Here is an 18,450-nt window from a genome sequence, read left to right as displayed (position 1 = left end):
GCAAGAAACCACCGAAGACATGGTCGAAGTCGGCTTTGAGGACTGGCGTCCCCAAGATGCAACCTCATCGTGATAAGGCGCCAACACATCGCCGCCCGCACAGCGCTCGGGTTCGAGTTCGAGTTCGATTACATGTCGTCATCTCGTGAGGCTTATATGACTGACTATTTGCTTGCCAAAGACGGCACGAGCATATCCTCCAGCGAAGCACTATCTCTAAGCACCGGTGCCGACTACTGGACGACGGTCGCAATACCTTCTCTTGGCATTCGATCCATGCGGCTTGCTGACGGCCCTCACGGACTGCGTGTGCAAAACGATGAAAACCCTGATCACCTCGGACTGGAAAGAAGTCTACCAGCAACCTGCTTTCCGCCCGCCGTCACGCTTGCGTCATCTTGGGATACGGATCTTATAGAGCAAATTGGTCAGGCATTGGCGGTCGAAGCTCGTGCAGCCGGCGTCGACGTTGTCCTCGGTCCTGGGCTCAACATAAAGCGCAGTCCGCTCTGCGGCCGCAATTTCGAATATTATTCGGAAGATCCTTTGCTTGCCGGCATGCTTGCTGGAGCGATGGCCAGGGGACTTCAGTCCGCCGGTGTCGCCGCCTGCCTGAAACATTTTGCGGTCAACAACCAGGAGACCGACCGTCTGAGAGTTAGCGCCAACGTGGATGAGCGAACTCTGCGAGAAATCTATCTTCGCGCATTTCAGATTGCACTCAAGGAGTCCGGCGCTTGGTCGATAATGACATCGTATAACCGCATCAACGGTATATATGCCTCTGAAAGCAATTGGCTTTTGAAGGATGTGCTGCGCGATGAGTGGAGTTTTGACGGCGTCGTCATCTCCGATTGGGGCGCGGTGCACGATCCGCTGGCTTCCTTTGCGGCGGGTCTTGATCTGCGCATGCCAGGACGACAGGGAGACCGTCGCCTGAGCGATGCCTTTGCAAAGGGACTGGTGGATGCGGCGGATATCGAAGATACCATCGCACGACTGAAACGTCTGGCGGCGCGCACGGAGGCGAGTCGTCCGGCCGAGGCGCCTGATTACGACGGCCATCATGAATTGGTGCGGAAAGCGGCAGCACAATCGGCAGTGTTGCTTACCAATGACGGCGTATTGCCCATCGCATTGTCCGCCGGTCTGCGCATTGCGGCAATCGGAGAATTGGCCCGCACACCACGCTATCAGGGCGCCGGAAGCTCGCGCGTCAATCCGATGAGGGTCGTGAGTGGGCTGGATGCGCTGACGGCGCGCACCATGGCTGCAGGCGGATCGCTTGAATTTGCCGCCGGCTATACGCTGTCCGATACCACGGACGCTGCGGGTTTGATCGAAGAGGCCGTCGCAGTTGCAAGCATCTCGGATGTCGTCATTGTCTTCCTTGGACTTCCGGACGAATACGAGGTGGAAGGCAGCGACCGCAGCACGATCGAGCTGCCGGCAAACCAGCTGGCACTGCTAGAGGCTCTTCGGGCGGTCACCCCATCTGTGATCGTGGCGATGAGCAACGGCTCGGTCGTCACCACCACTTCCTGGCGCAGCTCGGTCAACGCAATTGTCGAATTCTGGCTGACCGGCCAGGCGCATGGCGACACGGTTGCAGATATCCTGTTCGGCGACGCCAATCCCAGCGGCAAGCTCGCAGAATCCGTGCCCATGCGGCTGCAGGATACCCCCTCCTTCCTGAATTTTCCGGGAGAACACCAAAACGTCAGCTATGGCGAAGGCATTCATGTCGGCTACAGGTCGTATGATGCACGCCAGATGGAAGTCGACTATCCGTTCGGCCACGGACTTTCCTACACGACTTTCGAATACAGCGATCTGACGATCGAGGTCCGCCCTCTGCAAGACGAGACCGCCTTTGTCGCCCGCCTGAAAGTGCACAACACCGGCAAGCGCAGTGGCGCGGAGGTGGTGCAGCTTTACGTCTGCGATCATGCGAATATCGTGATAACTCCTCCGCTCGAATTGCGGGGATGGGAGAAAATCGAGCTGGAAGCCGGTGCAGCGGTCACGGTCGAAATCCCGGTCATGCGCGAGAGGCTTATGCATTGGAGCGGCCATCTCCAGTCATGGGTCTATTCTGGCGGAGCTTTGACGATCCAGGTCGGCGCTTCTTCCCGCGATCTCCGCCTGAGCGAAACGCTCGAGATCCCGGGGGAGCCATTGACGGCAACGCTGACCGCGTGGTCCACATTTGGCGAATGGCTGGATCATCCGACCTTCGGGCCGCGCCTTCAGGTGATTTTCGACGAGCGCGGCGGCATTAAGGGGCGGATCAGCGACCTCCTGTCCGATGAGGCCGGACGAAATTCGGTTCGTTCCTCGCCCATGGCAAGCATTGCGGAATTTCCGGGCGTGCCATTCAGCCGGGACGATCTCGACGTGATTTGCGCTGCCGCAAGCAAGGCATAAGGGTTGGCACGCGAAAAAGGCCAGCAGCCCGCTCTGGCTACAAGAAACTTTTCCAAATTCGATGCGACCCGGATCGCATCGAATTGTCCAGACCACGCTGCACGGCTGATCATGACGCGGGAAAGCGACTGGTATCTCCTGCGCTAAAGCCGTTGCGCCTCGCTCACGCTACAGGCCCGCGCGGAACCGTTTCCGCACGGTTAAAATGCTTGTCTACTTCGTTTTCTTCAGCGCGCCGCCCAGCTTGCACCACGGGTGAAAATGCTGCGCATTTCCGGCACCGCAAATTCTGCCGCCGAATGGCCGAGTGCCGAATAGAAGACCCGCCCTTCGCCGAACTTTCGCTTCCACACGACCGGCATTACCGTACCCTCGACCCAGTGGTCGTGCTCGCCGCTGAAGGTCGTGGTGGCGAGCACATCGTTCGACGGATCGACATGCATATAATACTGCTCGGAAGCGTAGTTGAAGTCGCCGATACCGGCCATCACCGCGTCGCCCAGCTTGGCGATATTGACGTCGTAGGTGATGAATTTGCCGGGATGGGCCACGAACTGACCTCCAACCATATATTGGTATTCAGTATTTTCGCGGAATGTATCGCCGGCACCGCCGTGATATCCGGCAAAACCGACGCCGCCCTTGACCGCAGCGGTCAGGTTCGCAGCTTCTTCCTTTTCGATCTTCGCCATGGTGAAGATCGGCACGATAAGGCTAAGTTCCCTGATCGCCGGGTCGGCAAAAACGGCGGTTCCTTTTTCCACGCGGACCGTGAAACCTTCCTGCTCCAGAATGTCCCTGACGACGACCGAGCATTCCTCCGGCTGATGGCCGTCCCAGCCGCCCCAGGCAATAAGTGCTTCGCGCATGATAATCTCCTTTTTATCGAACGAGCTGCATGTCGGCGACCGATTCCATCAAAGGTGCAGGACGCTCGGCTGTTGTCGTAATCTTGACGCTGGCCCCCGTGCGCGAGGCAGTGTCGAAAGCTTCCATCACCTCCAGGACATGCAAGGCAAGAGCAGCGCTCGCCCGGTGCGGGCGATTATTGCGGATGGCAAATGCCAGGTCCGCGACGCCGATTGACCGATAGTTACCGTCGGCATAGGGCGCAGTCAGCGCCATGGTCTCGAACTCGCCGCCTTTCTTCATCAATTGCACGTCGCCGCCGAAATAGTTGGGGTCGGGCACGATCAGCGTACCTTCGGTGCCATATATCTCGATCGGCAGATGCTTGTGGCCAGCCACGTCGAAGCTCATGGTAATCTGTACGACCGCACCGTTCGCAAACGCCATCATGCCGGAAATATGGGTCGGCACATGGACAGGAATTCGTTCGCCATGACGCGGCGCGCTTGTGATAACCCGCTCGTTGCGCGGCGTGATCGCAAACCCGGCGACCCGATCGACCGGACCATAAAGATTGATGAGGTCGGTGATGTAGTAGGGGCCCATGTCCAGCATCGGGCCACCACCGACATCGTAATAGAAATCGGGATTGGGATGCCAACTCTCATGGCCAGGTCGCATCATCATTGCCGTGCCGCCGACAGGAATGCCGAGCAGACCTTTGTCGACAAGGGCACGGGCTGTCTGGTGAGCCCCGCCGAAGAACGTATCCGGCGCCGCGCCAATACGAAGGCCCTTGGCGTCGGCAAGTTCCATCAGCGCCTTTCCTTCCGCGAACGTGATCGCCAGCGGTTTTTCGGAATAGGCATGTTTTCCGGATTCCAGTGTCCGGGTCGCGACCGCAACATGTGCCTTCGGGATCGTCAGGTTGATAATGATCTCGATCTCTGTATGGGCATAAACTTCCTCGACCGTCATTGCCGCAATATTGAATTCGGCAGCCCTTGCTTCTGCAGCGGCCATGTTGAGGTCGGCGATGCCGCGAACATCCAGGATCGGAAAGCAAGCGATCGCCTTCAGATAGGCGGTGGAGATATTGCCTGAGCCGATAATGCCGACGGGGACTTTCTGCATGGGTCTTGGTCCAGATGACTTTAAGGGATGATCTATGGGCGCCGGCAGCCAAACCGCCGGTGCCTGTGGTTCAGCCGGCACCCTGACAAGTCTATCACTGCTGGCGGGTGAACGGCCTGATCGGCGGCGACCAGTTTCAGGACGATATCGTCGCTGTTACGGAGAGCGACGAATTGCGGGCCAACTGCGTGATTAGCAGCTTTAACGCGTCATAGGTCTTTTGGAAGAACGCCGTGTCGTCCGGCCCGGATTGTCGAAATGATCGGGGGCAGCCGTCATCAACCGCCCCCGGTCGGCCTATTTCTGAATCCAGGTGTCGCGAAGCGAATCCGGCAGACCCGTACCGGTAGTGACAAGATCCTTGACCTTGCAGTTATAGATCGTCGGAAAGCCCAGTTCGAGCAGCCAGGCGACCGGAACGTCGTTCCTCAGGATAGCTTGTGCCTTGTCATAATCGGGGCGCCGCGCATCTGCCGGGAAGGCCAAAGCTGCACTGTCGAACAGCTTATCCAGTTCCGGATTGACGTACCCCTCGACATTATTCCACGGCGAGCCTTGGGCAATCTGGCTTGCCTTGTAGTTGCGATCGACGCCGATTGCCGGATCGCCGTTCTGGAAGAGATAGGTAAAGGCCAGATCGTAGTCCCAGCTGCTGATGCGTTGTCCCCAGCCGGCCACGTCGGTCGCCTGGATCTCGATCGGAATACCGACCTCTTCGAGGTTCTGCTTGATCGCTTCGGCCCAACGTTGCCAGGTCTCGCCATAAGGCAGGGGCAAGAGGCGCAGAGGCTTGCCATCATAGCCGATTTCCTTAAGCAGGGCCTTGGCTTTGGCCGGGTCATGCGGATATTCTGGACCACCCTCGGTAAAAAACGGCTGGCTTGATGCCATGGCACCGTTCGCCACCTTGCCGAGACCATTCCACAACACGTCCTTGGCGAATTCGCGGTCCATCGCATACATGATGGCCTGGCGGAACTTCGGGTTGTCCATCGGCTTGGTGCGATTGTTGATCCACAACCACGATAGCGGCGAATAGAATTCCCAACCCTTCTCGGTCATGCAGGTATTCGGCAAAGCAGACACCCGAGGCACATCGAAATTTTCGACCGAGCCGCCCGGCAGCACATCGATCGCGCCGGTTTCAAAAGCTACAGCCCGCGCCGCTGCATCCGGGATGATCTGGTAATAGAGTTCATCGAGATGTGGAAGGCCCTTCATGTAATAGTCGGTATTCTTGACCAGCTTGATATAGCTGCCTTTTTTCCACTCTGCGAACTTGAACGGACCTGTGCCAATCGGCTTTTCGTTGTTGGGGTTGGTCGTGAAATCCGTGCCTTCATATAGATGCTTGGGAATAATCGGCATCGCGCCGAAATCCAGCGAACGGATGAAGGGTTCAAACGGTGCCTTCAGCTTGAAAACCACTGTCTTCGCGTCCGGCGCTGTAACGGATTCCACACGGGTCATGGTGTTGCGGTGTTTCGCAAGCGTTTTCGGTAGGAATTCGTTGACGGAGAACAATACGTCGTCTGCCGTCATCGGTTTGCCATCGTGAAACAAGACATTGTCCTGCAGGTGGAACGTGTAGATCAGCCCGTCCGTCGAGATCTCCCAAGACTTTGCCAGCGACGGCATCGGCCTTAACTTGTCATCGTATTTGACAAGGCTCTCGTAGATTTCGCCGGCCACAAGCGAGGCCGGGCCGTTCTGCACGATGCCGAGCATCAGGCCGGGCGGTTCTGGCTGGACGATAATATTGAGGCGACCACCGTCTTGCGGCGCGGCTGCGGCATTCAGCGCCGAGGTCGCGACTAGGGCAAAAGCTGTTGCTGCGAGTAGTGTATTTTTCATGCTGTTCCCTTTTTTGGTTGCTTATGCATGTCTTGATACAAGGGCAGTTCCGTGCCTTTTGAGATGAACCCTCTACCTGGTCCGGCGGCGCTTGCTCTCCGGAATGACGCAATTGGCCCGATGGCTTGTCAGGTCGCCGCCTTCTGTCACCACGTTCCGGAAACAACACCGTCACACATAAGGCCAAAGACAACCGAAGCATGAAAATCGGATTTGGTTGCGGAGCGGCCGAGCGCTCGTAAAATTGGTATTTACCGCAGGCTCCACTCAATGTAATCGGTTACATTGCAGAGAATACAGAATATGTAATCGATTTCAACAGCTTTTTTCAACGAGCTGATCTATGTCTTATGTTTGACGGTTTTTAATTGGGAGACGAGCAATGACGGCAGGAAATGTGCGGATCAAGGACGTGGCCACCGCAGCCGGCGTATCGACCGCTACGGTCAGCAGAACACTCTCGAACCCGACGCTGGTTAACGAGGAAACGCGCAATGCCGTCTATGCCGCGATTGAAAGAACTGGATATGTTTTCAACGAGGCAGCCAGCAATTTCCGCAGGCAAAGAACGGGTACGATCGTAGCTTTTCTGCCCAATATCGCCAACCCTTACTACCACACTATCCTGTCAGGACTTTCGCGGATTATCGCAGAAGCTGGGTATAGCCTCATCGTTGTGGATACACATGCCGGTGCCGAGGCCGAAAGGGTGGCCCGGCATTATTTCAACAACCGCCGCGCAGATGGATTGATCATAACCATCGGCAGCATTGCCAATGAGTTGGTAGAGGCCTGGAATTTGGACGGTCTTTCTCCCCCTATCGTCCAGATCGGCGAATGGCCGGACGGCATTCCAATGCACCGCGTCAGCATAAGGAATGAACAGGCGTCGCGGATTGCGGTCGACCATCTCATCGAATTGGGGCATCGCAATATCGGGTTCTTGAGCGGCCCGGCCAATTTTACTACCGATACACGCCTCGCAGGCATGAAGGAGGCTATGGAGGCGGCCAATATTCCATTCAATCCCGCATGGGTCGTCAGTGGCGATCTTTCATTCGATTTTGGCCGACGTGCAGCCTTGCACTGGCTGTCCATGGATAAGCGCCCCACAGGGATATTTTGTATGACGGACGTCGTTGCATGTGCGTTTGTCGGTGAACTGCTTAGACACGGAATCGACGTTCCCGGCCAAGTATCGGTTGTCGGTTTTGACGATATCGAAATCGTCGAGCACATACATCCGTCGCTGACGACCATCCGCCAGCCTCGGCGGCAGATGGGCGAGGTCGCGGCTTCAAAATTGTTGTCCCTCATTGACGATAGCGATCAGCCGGCCACTGATATCGTTCTGAAGACCGAGCTCGTCGTGCGCACAAGCACAGCGCAATGCCGCGATTGAATGGCTTGCCGCGAGCTATCCCTCCGCATCAGAATACGAGATGTTGCAGCTTCGGCCTCGTCTCCCGTAGCCAGCATCTCGATAAGGCGGAAAAGCCGCGGCACAAAACCCCGTAAGATCCTGTGTCGTGGCACTACAATGAACGACCGTCCGCCAAGGCCTGATGTAAGGAGAGCTATCGTCGAAGCTCTCAGAACTGCCGTGCGATACCACCCGTTCAGCTCTTTCGCTTAAGCGTGATGCGCGTCAGTTCCGGCATGGTCCCAAGTCGCAGCGCAAAGCCGGGCCAGAGTGCCGTGCCGTTGTTGACATAAAGCTGCATAGTGCCAACCCGGTAAAGGCCGGAAACAAAGCCGTTGTTTGCACGCGCGACAAGCCGGTCCAACCCCACGACCATACCGCCGTGGGTATGGCCGGACAGTTGGAGCGCCACGCCCGCGGCGGCGGATTGCGCCGCAAACATCGGCTGGTGATCAAGGAGAATGACCGGCGCGCCGCCAGGTATGCCCTGCAGTGCGGCCGCAAGATCCGGAGCGGTCGCCCCGAATCTGGAAGCGGAATGGTCCGTTACCCCTGCGATCACGATGCTGGAACCATTCCGCTCGATCACCGTGTGAGCATTCAGAAGCGGGCGTAGGTTGAGCCGGTCATATTCCCGCATCCATTCTAGATAGTCGAAGAAATACTCGTGGTTGCCGGGAATGGCGAGCACTCCGTCCCGAGCCCTCAATTTCGCGATCGGCTCAACGTCTCGGCGCCGATGATTTACGCTGCCATCGATGAGGTCGCCTGTCATCACGATAAGGTCGGCATCCAGTGCATTCGTCCGCGCGACAACGGCATCGGCCCAATCCCTAGGAAACAGGCGGCTTATATGAAGATCCGTGAGTTGGACCAGCTTGTAACCGTCAAAAGAGGGAGGAAGATCAGCGATGGAAATCTCGATATCGTTCAGCGGCGGCACTCGAATTGCCTGATAGACACCGAACATGCTCAGCCCCAGAGCCACGGCACCCATCCCATATCGAACAGCGGCTGGTACGACCGGGAAATGTCCTTTTACGGCGATCAGCCCAACGGAAACCACATCAAGAATGATCTGGAAGACGGCGAGGATCAGCACTGTCGCCATCAGCAGGTTAAAGGCGATGACAAGTGGACGCGGAAATTCCGGCGCGAAAACCGATCCGGACGAGAGACGACTGAAGTAATGGTATTGGGACGCAATCAGCAAAATGGCGGCGAGCGCGATCTTGATCGAGATGTGCCAAGGGAGCGGTGCAATAAACCGGGCAGCGACGACGAGCCAGGGAAGTCCGAAGATCAGATGAAACATGTCGTGGAAATGAGCCTATGCGATACGATGCGCAACCATAACCTTCCCGGCCTACCAAAGACCATGCCATCGTCGCAAAGATCGCCGATAGATTAAGGCGGTGATGGTATCGTCGATAATTCAGGTCTTGATCGCGAGGCCGCTCCCTATTGGCAAGACCCCAACATATAACCGTCAGCCTCGCCCATCGCCTGTCCGGATACACCGGGCATATGCCCGAAGGTGCAAGTCGATCGGCAATATGAAGAGGTTAGGCTCAGGAAGAAACGTCCCGCCGAACACACTCAATCGGCGTGAAGTACGGTGCCCGCGAAGGTATCGCTTTCGCGGGCACGGCTTTTACAAGCGTGATGTCCTAGAAATGGACGGACAAGGCATCGAGCCGGACAGTCTTCGGAGGGGCGAACTTTGTCAGGTCAATTCCGTCGACGGCAGTTCGATACTCGTCCATGTTGGGGGTGCGACCAAGGATCGCCGAAAGGACCACGACCGGGGTGGAGGCAAGCAGCGACTCACCCTTCTTTTCGGCAGTGTCTTCGACGACGCGTCCCTGGAAAAGGCGGGTGGAGGTGGCAAGAACGGTGTCGCCCTTTTCGGCCTTCTCCTGGTTGCCCATGCACAGGTTGCAGCCCGGACGTTCGAGATAAAGGATGTTCTCGTATTCCGTCCGGTTGGATGTCTTCGGCTTCAGGTCATCGAATTCGAAGCCGGAATACTTCTGAAGAATTTCCCAATCCCCTTCAGCCTTCAGTTCGTCGATGATGTTGTATGTCGGCGCGGCGACGACGAGCGGCGCCTTGAATTCGACCTTGCCTTCAGCCTTTTCGATGTTCTTCAGCATCTGGGCAACGATCTTCATGTCGCCCTTATGCACCATGCACGAGCCCACGAAGCCTAGGTCGACCTTCTTGGTGCCGCCGTAGTACGAAACCGGGCGGATCGTGTCGTGGGTATAGCGCCTCGAAACATCGGCGTTGTTCACGTCGGGGTCGGCAATCATCGGCTCGTCGATTATGTCCAGATCCACGACCACTTCGGCAAAGTATTTTGCGTTGTCGTCGGGAGATAGCGCCGGCTTTGCACCCGATCGGATCTCGGCAATGCGCTCGTCCGCTTTTGCAATCAGTCCCTTCAGCGTGCCTGCAGCATTTTCCATGCCCTTGTCGATCATGATCTGGATGCGCGACTTGGCGATTTCCAGTGATTCGATCAGGGTTTCGTCCTGGCTAATACAGATCGACGCCTTGGCCTTCATCTCGGCCGTCCAGTCGGTGAAGGTGAACGCCTGGTCGGCCAGCAGCGTGCCGATATGGACTTCGATGATCCGTCCCTGGAAGACGTTGTCCCCACATTGCTTGAGCATCTGTGCCTGAGTGGCATGCACCACATCGCGGAAGTCCATATAGGGCTGCATCGTGCCCTTGAACGTGACCTTGACCGATTGCGGGATCGGCATCGTCGCTTCGCCGGTGGCCAGCGCCAGCGCCACGGTACCCGAGTCCGCGCCGAAGGCCACGCCCTTGGACATGCGGGTGTGGCTGTCGCCGCCGATGATGATCGCCCAGTCATCCACGGTGATGTCGTTCAGCACCTTGTGGATCACGTCCGTCATCGAGTGATAGACGCCCTTCGGATCACGCGCAGTGATGACGCCGAAATTGTTCATGAAGGACATCAGCTTGGGAATGTTAACCTGAGCCTTCTTGTCCCAAACGGATGCCGTGTGGCAGCCGGACTGGTAGGCACCGTCCACGAGCGGCGAGATGACGGTGGCCGCCATCGCTTCAAGCTCCTGCGCGGTCATCAGGCCGGTTGTATCCTGCGAGCCGACGATGTTCACCTTGACGCGAACGTCGGAGCCTGCGTGGAGCACTTTGCCCGGCGTCACGCCAACGGCATTGCGGTTGAAGATCTTCTCCACCGCAGTCAGGCCCTGGCCCTCGACAGTGATCTCCTTGTTCGGGGCAAACACCTGCGCCGGCTCGACACCGAGGGTCTGGGCCGCAAATGTCTGAAGCTTCTTGCCGAAGACGATGGCATAGGAGCTGCCTGCCTTCATGAACTCCATTTTCTGGGGCGTGAAGGCTGCAGCAACATCGACCAGTTCCTGGCCATTCTCATCACAGAGCTTTTTGTTCTTGGCGTCGATTTTCAGCACGGTGCCGGTCTCGACCGAATATTTCTGCTCGAGGATCGGGTTGCCATCATTGTTGAGGATCGGCTTGCCGTCTTCGCCGAGCTTTTTGACCCAGTTCTTCAGGTTGACGCCGATACCTCCAGTTACGTCGACTGTGGTCGCAAAGATCGGCGAGATGCCGTTGGTGCCGGCGACCACCGGAGCGAAATTGACGAAAGGTACATAGGGGCTGGACTGCTTGCCGGTCCAGAGCGCCACGTTGTTGACGCCGGACATCCGCGACGAGCCGACGCCCATCGTGCCTTTTTCGGCAATCATCATTACGCGCTTGTCCGGGTGCAGCTTCTGCAGCGCCACGATTTCCTGCTGCGCTTCAGGCGTGATCATACACTGGCCGTGCAATTCGCGGTCCGAGCGCGAATGCGCCTGGTTGCCGGGAGAGAGCAGATCGGTCGAGATATCGCCTTCGGCGGCGATGAAGGTCACGACCTTGATCTCATCCTCTACATCCGGCAGCTTTGTGAAAAACTCAGCCTTTGCATAGCTTTCGAGAATGCCCTTGGCGACCGCATTGCCCGCCTTGAAGGCATCGCGCAGCCGGAACATATCGGCGTCGTAAAGGAAGACTTGGGTCTTCAGCACCTCACCGGCCTTTTCGGCAATCACGGCGTCATCACCGAGTGTGATGTCGAGCAGCACTTCGATCGAAGGCCCGCCCTTCATGTGCGATAGAAGCTCTAGGGCGAATTCGGGGGTGATCTCCGGCACGAGGGTTTCGCCAAGGATGATCTTCTTCAGAAACGCCGCTTTGACACCCGCAGCACTGGTTGTGCCCGGCAGCGTATTGTAGATGAAGAACTTGAGGGCATCAGTCCGGTAATCGCTACCGGCATCATCAATCAGTGTAATGATGTCACCGATGAGCCCGCCATCGTCAATCGGCTTGGGCGCTAGCCCTTGAGTTTCTCTGCTTTTGATCTCAGCCAGGTAATCCAAGTAAAGGTTCATTGCAGTCCCAACGTCATGAGGTTTATGGCGCTGACGGGCAGCCCCACCGAACGGTATTGTTAATCAGCCTTAGGCCTTATGGGTTTGGAGTACGTCAACCAAGGCGATGTGACAAGATACCGCAGTTCAGTAAATGTAGTCCTTCGGTTTCATCACTGACAGGTTAAAATCGCTCCCCTGAAAGCTTTTTGGATTGAACGGCGAGAACCCGCCGGTTTTACCCCAATGGGCTTTTCAAATCCGGGCGCGGCAGGCATTCGCCGTGTTGATTTTCAATACTGACAATCCAGCGGCATGACCAACAATGGAACCGAAAGCTGCCGGAGCTTTCGCCGGCACGCGTTATCGGCCATTTCGCCAACAATATGACCACAAATCGCGACCATCGTGCCTTTATGTCGATTTCCATCCATTGCAGATTGACTTTGCCGGCGCCATGAACAAAATGCGAACAACAAGGAACCATCATGTCCAAATCAGAAAAATTCATCGTTCTGCCGTTCAAGAAAATTCGTGGCAATGTTGCGCCCGGCGAGATGCGGGCGGCTTCCAACGCGGCCTCTGCAGAAAAGATCGCGCGCGCCATGGCTGAACGCTTTGTCGGCGTAGCGGCCTATTCCGTGCAGGTGGACATGGAAAGCGGCGACATGTCGGAGCCGAAGGTTTTGTGGCAATCCGGCGAAATTGCCGACATCGCCGCTTAGGAAAATTTCGGCAAAAAAAGGTAGCGCGGTTTCGCGGTCGGGAACCGCTTGGAAACGAGCGGTTGGCTTATTTCCCCTTCCATACGGGATCGCGCTTTTCCGCAAAGGCGTGGACGCCTTCCAGTTGGTCTTCACTGGAATAGAGTACGTCAACCGTCTTCAACTGCCGCCGGGTGATCTTGTTCATCGTCGTCTGGAAGGCCTCGCCTTCGGCCGACCGCACCACGTCCTTGATCGCAGCGTAGACGAGCGGTGGGCCGCTTTCGAGAAGCCGAGCCAATTCCCATGACCGTTCCATCAATCTGTCGGCCGCCAGGATCTCGTTGACGAAACCCCAGCGATGCGCCTCGGCCGCATCCAGCCACCGGCCGGTCAGCAGCATATCCATGGCGATATGATAAGGAATACGTTTCGGCAGCTTGATGGAGGCCGCATCCGCCACTGTGCCGGAGCGGATTTCGGGCAGTGCGAATGTAGCGTGTTCGGCTGCAAGAATGAGATCGGTCGAGAGCGCGATCTCCAGCCCGCCGCCGCAGCAAATGCCGTTGACGGCTGCAATGATCGGCTTGTTCAGATCCCGCAGTTCCTGCATGCCGCCAAAACCGCCGACACCATAATCGCCGTCGACCGCATCACCTGCCGCGGCCGCCTTCAGGTCCCAGCCGGGACAGAAGAATTTCGGGCCTGAGCCCGTGACGATCGCGACACGCAGGCTCTCGTCATCGCGAAAATCGGTGAAGATTTCCCCCATGATCCGCGAGGTGACGAGATCGATGGCATTCGCTTTCGGCCGGTCGATCGTGACTTCCAGAATGCCGCCTTCGCGGCGCGTCTTGATCGGTTCGTCAGTCATGCGGTCCTCCGTCTGATCAAAGCATCCACGGCCAGGACGCCCTCGCCTTCCGGCAGCACCATGACGGGATTGATGTCCAGTTCCTCTATATCCGCTGCGTTTGCGGCCAGATAGGCAGCGACCGCGGCAACCGCTGTTTCGAGTGCCGCAATGTCCCCTTTGGGTCCGCCGCGATAACCGTCGAGCAGCCTCTTCACCTTGAGACCCGATATTGCGGTCGAAATCGCCTCTTGCGAGGCCGGCAGGGTAATCAGCGCGGCATCCTCCAGGAGTTCGACCAGAATGCCGCCGGCACCGACGGTCAGGACCAGCCCGGCGACGGGATCGCGCATTGCACCGATAATGATCTCGCAGACGGGCCTGCCCGCCATTTTTTCCACCAGATAACCATGTGCAACGTCGGCCATAGCGTGCGCCTCTGCAACAACCTCGTCGACGTTTTTCAGATTCAGTTTCACCGCGCCTGCTTCGGTCTTGTGCGCCACGCCCCGGCCCTTCAGCACCACGGGAAAACCGAGTTTTTCAGCCATCGGTCCCGTTTCATCGGGTTCCATTGCCACCAGTCCCTTGGGTGTCGGCACACCGTAAGCGGAGAGTTCCCGTTTCGCCTCATCCTCATTGAGCGTCACCGCCTCCCCAGCACTGGCAGCAACCTCCAGCAACGGCGCGGCAGGCGAACTTGCCCATGCACGTCCGATAAAGGCTGCGGCATCGGCCGCCGCGAGTGCCTCTTCGATACCGTAAAAGGGCACGACGCCATTCTGCATAAGACCGATCGCCACCGTCTCCGGCAGATTTTCCGCCATGCTGGTGACCACGCCCGCATTAGCATTGGTTCCTTTACGGGCTGCGACAATGGCGTTGACAGTTGTCAACCAATCTGTCGCGTCACAGCGGTCGAGTCGTGGGAAGTCCAGGACGACGAGATTGAGCGCGTACCCACCGAGCATCATGGCGGAAAAGGCGGCCGTCTGTTTCTCACCGTTCCCCCAGACGAAGGTATGGTAGTCGAGCGGATTGGCGAGCGTCACCATAGGTCCAAGCGTCTCGCGCAGCGGCTTCAGCTGCTCGTCGCCGAGCGCTCGGTAAGCGATATTTCGCTTCACCCCGGCATCGGCCATCAGCGATGCTTCTCCGCCGGAACAGCTCATCGAGGAAATCTCGTTGCTGGCAAGCGGTCCGTTGAGATGCAGCAGTTTCAACGTTTCGAGCAGTTCCGGCAGGGTTTCGACCCTTGCAATGCCGAGCCTGGCCAGAAGCGCCGAGGAGACCCTGTCGTTGCCGGCAAGAGATGCGGTATGCGAGACCGTGGCAAGCCGAGCAGCTTCCGACCTACCAACCTTCAGCATCACCACGGGCTTCCGCAGCTTGCGGGACAAACCGGCCAATCGTTCCAGGCTCTGTAGGCTGTCGAACCCCTCCACATGCAGGCCGATCGCTGTTACCCGCGGGTCCTGGATAACGGTGCAGGCAAGATCGGAAAGCCCTGTCTGGGCCTGGTTGCCGGCGGTCATCAGATAGGCGAGCGGCAGACCTCGCTGCTGCATGGAAATGTTGCAGGCAATATTGGAACTCTGTGTCAGCACCGCCACGCCCCGGTCGACGCGCAGCATGCCATGCTGATCGGGCCACATCAGCGCACCATCCAGCATGTTGATGAAACCGTAGCAGTTGGGGCCGAGGATCGGCATGTCGCCAGCAGCCTCGATCAGAGCCGACTGCAGCTCGTCACCATCGGCAAGTTCGCTCACCGCCTCGCGGAAGCCCGAGGCATAACAGACGGCCCCGCCTGCACCACGAACGGCAAGCGCCTTGATGATCTCTACCGTCAGCTGCCGATTGACGCCGACGAATGAAGCATCCGGCGCATCGGGCAGGTCTGCCACGGAGCGGAAACATTGGCGGCCGAGAATCTCGTCATTCTTCGGGTGAACGGGCCAGATCTCCCCCTTGAACCCCATCTTGTCGCATTGCTCGATGACACGCCGCGCCTCCTTGCCGCCGAACACGGCAATGGTTTTGGGACGCGTGAGGCGGCCGAGAGAGCGCATCATCGGCTCATGCTCCCAGCGGTCTGAGTAGGTCACGGCTGATGATATGTCGCTGAATTTCGGACGTTCCGTCCCAGATGCGCTCGACACGGGCATCGCGCCAGAACCTTGCAAGCGGCAGATCGTCCATCAACCCCATGCCGCCATAGATCTGGATCGCCTCGTCGGTGACACGCGCCAGCATTTCGGTTGCGTAAACCTTGGCCGAGGCGATCTCGCGGTTCGCGGGCAAGCCCTGATCGAGCCGCCATGCGGCCGACAGTGTCAACAGGTCGGCGGCATCAATCTCGGTGATCATGTCGGCAAGCTTGAAGGAGACCCCTTGATTGGCACCGATCGGCTTGCCGAATTGCTTGCGCTCGGCCGCATAGGAAAGCGCATAATCAAAGACCCGGCGCGCCCGGCCGACAGAAGTGGCCGCGACAGTGATGCGCGTCGCGTAAAGCCAGTCATTGGCGATGTCGAACCCCTTGTGCAACTCGCCAAGGATCTGTGCCGACGGCAGTCTGCATTCATCGAAGGTGAGGATGCAATTTTTGTAGCCACGATGGGAGACGGAATTGTACCCTTCGCGGATCTCGAAGCCGGGCGTGCCACGGTCGACGAGGAAGCAGGTAATCAGTTTCTTTTTGCCGCGCGTCGTATCTTCCTCTCCCGTCGCGATGAAAACGATGACGAAATCGGCGATATTGGCGTGCGAGATGAAATGCTTGGCGCCGTTCACGACCCAATCGTCACCGTCCTTACGTGCAAAACACTTCATGCCACGCACGTCCGATCCGGCATCCGGTTCGGTCATCGCCAGCGCGTCGAACTTCTCGCCCCTTACGGCCGGCAGCAGATATTTCTCCCGCTGCTCACCTTCGCAGGCCATCAGGATGCCGGAAGGACGGCCGAAAAAGACGGTGAGCCCCATCGACCCGCGGCCGAGCTCGCGCTCGACCAGGGTGAACGACGTGTGGTCAAGCCCTGCCCCTCCGACCTCTTCAGGGAAATTGCAGGCGAAGAAGCCGATGTCTCGACATTTTCTGGCGATATCAAGGCCGAGTTCGGGTGGGACGAAGCCGGTACGCTCCACCTCGTTCTCATGGGGATAAATTTCCGTCTCGACGAAGTCGCGAACGGTGGCGACGATCATTTCCTGTTCGCCCGTCAGTCCGAAATTCATGATTTATCCCCTCCGCGGTGATGTCAGCCGTCTTGTCTACCTTTTCTGGCCGACTGCCCGTCCGGCGCCATCCGGCACCACGACATCTGCATGTGCCTCCGCAATCGGCGCAAGCTTGGCCAGAACCTCGGCGGGAGCTGGCACGGCCTTGCCGGCATGACTGTCCACATGCAGCATCAGTTGTTCTGCGGTGGCGAGTGCCTCGTCGGTGTCGGAATTGAAGATGGTGGTGAAGAACCGGATCCGCTTTTCGTCGCTGGAAAGCACTTGAAGCGTTGCGTAGAGCCTCGTGCCGAGCTTCGCCTCGCCAAGATGCCGTATGTGGGTCTCGACGGTATAATAGCTGTGACCCGCTTCGACGTAAGCGAAATCGACGCCGATCAGCCGCAGCAGCGCATCAGACGTGTCGCCGAAGACCTGCAGGTAACGATGTTCGGTCATGTGACCGTTATAATCCACCCAGGCGGCGCTGACCTTCGTGTCGATCAGGCGCAGCGGCGCGGAAAGGCTGGGCGCCGACTTTTGTCCGCCTCCCTGCGCCCAGAGATGTTTTTCGAATTCGGCAAGGATCTTGCCCGAGCCCCATCCCTTGCCGCCATCACCGGCCTTCAGCGCTTGCATGATGCCAACCAGGTTTTCGTCGCGGATACGTTCCAGGTCACGGATGCCGCGTGCGCCGGACTGGGCGTCCGACTGACCGGCGATCTTGTCGACCAGCGCGTCGTCGAGATCGACGACATCGGTGAGTTTTGTCCACGGCCAGGAGAGGCAGGGGCCGAACTGCGCCAGGAAATGCCGCATGCCCGCCTCGCCGCCGGCAATGCGGTAGGTCTCGAACATGCCCATCTGCGCCCATCGCATGCCGAAGGAATAACGGATCACGTCGTCAAGCGTCTCGGTATCGCAAATGTCGTCATGAATGAGCCAGAGCCCCTCGCGCCATACGGCTTCCAGCAGCCGGTCGCCGACAAAGGCCTCTATCTCCTTTTTTAGGATCACGCCCTTCATGCCGATCGGTGCAAGTCTTGCCTTGGCCAGTTCAAGCGTTTCCGGGCTCGTCCTGCTGCCGCCGACAAGCTCGGCAAGCGGCAGAAGATAGACCGGATTATAGGGATGGGCGACGAACATCCGCTCCGGATGTTTCATGTCCCGCTGAAGATCGGTCGGCATGATGCCGGAGGTCGACGAACCGATCAGTGCCTTGGGATCGGCTGCCGCGTCGATCTGAGTGATGACATTGCGTTTCAAGTCTACCCGCTCGGGTACACTTTCCTGGATCCAGTCCGCCCCGGCCACCGCATCTTCGATGGATGAGACGAAGGTGAGCTTTCCCCTTTGCGGAAGCGGCGCCATGGTGAGCATCGCATAGGCACGCTCGGCATTGGCCAGCACCTCGCCGACGATGCGCTCGGCTTCGGGGTGGGGATCGTACATCGAAACATCAATGCCACCGAGCAGGAAACGGGCGGCCCATGCCCCGCCAATGACGCCGCCGCCGATGCAGGCCGCCTTCTTGATACCGGTCAT

General features: G+C 58.1%; 12 protein-coding genes. 3 read left to right on the top strand and 9 right to left on the bottom strand.

Translation table 11 applies throughout. The features are described from left to right. Window positions 1-132: 132 nt before the first annotated feature. A complete protein-coding gene (locus AC2GXZ_RS19180) occupies window positions 133-2,427 on the top strand; it encodes a beta-glucosidase (RefSeq protein ID WP_483760869.1) in 2,295 nt (764 codons plus the stop codon). Window positions 2,428-2,654: 227 nt separating this feature from the next. On the opposite strand, the gene AC2GXZ_RS19175 is transcribed toward AC2GXZ_RS19180, so the two are convergent. From AC2GXZ_RS19175 to AC2GXZ_RS19165, 3 genes are all read right to left on the bottom strand, one after another. Further along, window positions 2,655-3,296 (bottom strand): ThuA domain-containing protein, encoded by a 642-nt coding sequence (locus AC2GXZ_RS19175; protein ID WP_483760784.1) that lies wholly within the window; start codon window positions 3,294-3,296, stop codon window positions 2,655-2,657. A 13-nt stretch (window positions 3,297-3,309) separates the two neighbouring features. Next, window positions 3,310-4,410, bottom strand: a complete 1,101-nt coding sequence (locus AC2GXZ_RS19170) for a Gfo/Idh/MocA family protein (RefSeq protein WP_483760783.1) — start codon at window positions 4,408-4,410, stop codon at window positions 3,310-3,312. A gap of 297 nt (window positions 4,411-4,707) precedes the next feature. After that, window positions 4,708-6,264: an ABC transporter substrate-binding protein gene (locus AC2GXZ_RS19165; RefSeq protein ID WP_483760782.1), complete on the bottom strand. Its 1,557-nt coding sequence runs from the start codon at window positions 6,262-6,264 to the stop codon at window positions 4,708-4,710. 382 nt (window positions 6,265-6,646) lie between these two features. Between AC2GXZ_RS19165 and AC2GXZ_RS19160 the strand changes: the two genes are divergently transcribed. Continuing rightward, window positions 6,647-7,666: a LacI family DNA-binding transcriptional regulator gene (locus tag AC2GXZ_RS19160; protein ID WP_483760781.1), complete on the top strand. Its 1,020-nt coding sequence runs from the start codon at window positions 6,647-6,649 to the stop codon at window positions 7,664-7,666. 217 nt (window positions 7,667-7,883) lie between these two features. On the opposite strand, the gene AC2GXZ_RS19155 is transcribed toward AC2GXZ_RS19160, so the two are convergent. Beyond that, complete coding sequence (locus AC2GXZ_RS19155; RefSeq protein ID WP_483760780.1) at window positions 7,884-9,002, bottom strand: metallophosphoesterase; 1,119 nt, start codon at window positions 9,000-9,002, stop codon at window positions 7,884-7,886. Window positions 9,003-9,357: 355 nt separating this feature from the next. Next, the gene (locus AC2GXZ_RS19150; RefSeq protein ID WP_483760779.1) at window positions 9,358-12,147 is read right to left on the bottom strand and encodes a bifunctional aconitate hydratase 2/2-methylisocitrate dehydratase; all 2,790 of its coding nucleotides are present in this window, start codon (window positions 12,145-12,147) and stop codon (window positions 9,358-9,360) included. Window positions 12,148-12,614: 467 nt separating this feature from the next. Here AC2GXZ_RS19150 and AC2GXZ_RS19145 point away from each other — a divergent pair, with 467 nt between their 5' ends. Continuing rightward, window positions 12,615-12,851 carry a hypothetical protein gene (locus tag AC2GXZ_RS19145; RefSeq protein WP_483760778.1) on the top strand — a complete coding sequence of 79 codons (237 nt, stop codon included), beginning with the start codon at window positions 12,615-12,617 and terminating at the stop codon, window positions 12,849-12,851. Window positions 12,852-12,918: 67 nt separating this feature from the next. Here AC2GXZ_RS19145 and AC2GXZ_RS19140 read toward each other — a convergent pair whose 3' ends face one another. Genes AC2GXZ_RS19140 through AC2GXZ_RS19125 form a run of 4 tightly spaced genes read right to left on the bottom strand, consistent with a single transcriptional unit; the run spans window position 12,919 to window position 18,450 of the window. After that, window positions 12,919-13,704, bottom strand: coding sequence for a carnitinyl-CoA dehydratase (locus AC2GXZ_RS19140; protein WP_483760777.1), 786 nt, complete (start codon window positions 13,702-13,704; stop codon window positions 12,919-12,921). Continuing rightward, a complete protein-coding gene (locus AC2GXZ_RS19135) occupies window positions 13,701-15,758 on the bottom strand; it encodes an acetate--CoA ligase family protein (RefSeq protein WP_483760776.1) in 2,058 nt (685 codons plus the stop codon). The genes AC2GXZ_RS19140 and AC2GXZ_RS19135 overlap by 4 nt, the downstream gene beginning before the upstream one ends. A 4-nt stretch (window positions 15,759-15,762) precedes the next feature. Further along, a complete protein-coding gene (locus AC2GXZ_RS19130) occupies window positions 15,763-16,923 on the bottom strand; it encodes an acyl-CoA dehydrogenase family protein (RefSeq protein WP_483760775.1) in 1,161 nt (386 codons plus the stop codon). A 36-nt stretch (window positions 16,924-16,959) separates the two neighbouring features. Then, on the bottom strand, window positions 16,960-18,450 hold the full coding sequence (locus AC2GXZ_RS19125; RefSeq protein WP_483760774.1) for a carnitine 3-dehydrogenase: 1,491 nt from the start codon (window positions 18,448-18,450) through the stop codon (window positions 16,960-16,962).

Source organism: Aliirhizobium sp. YIM B11859 (assembly GCF_057163345.1).
This window is presented reverse-complemented; position numbering and strand designations above follow the sequence as displayed.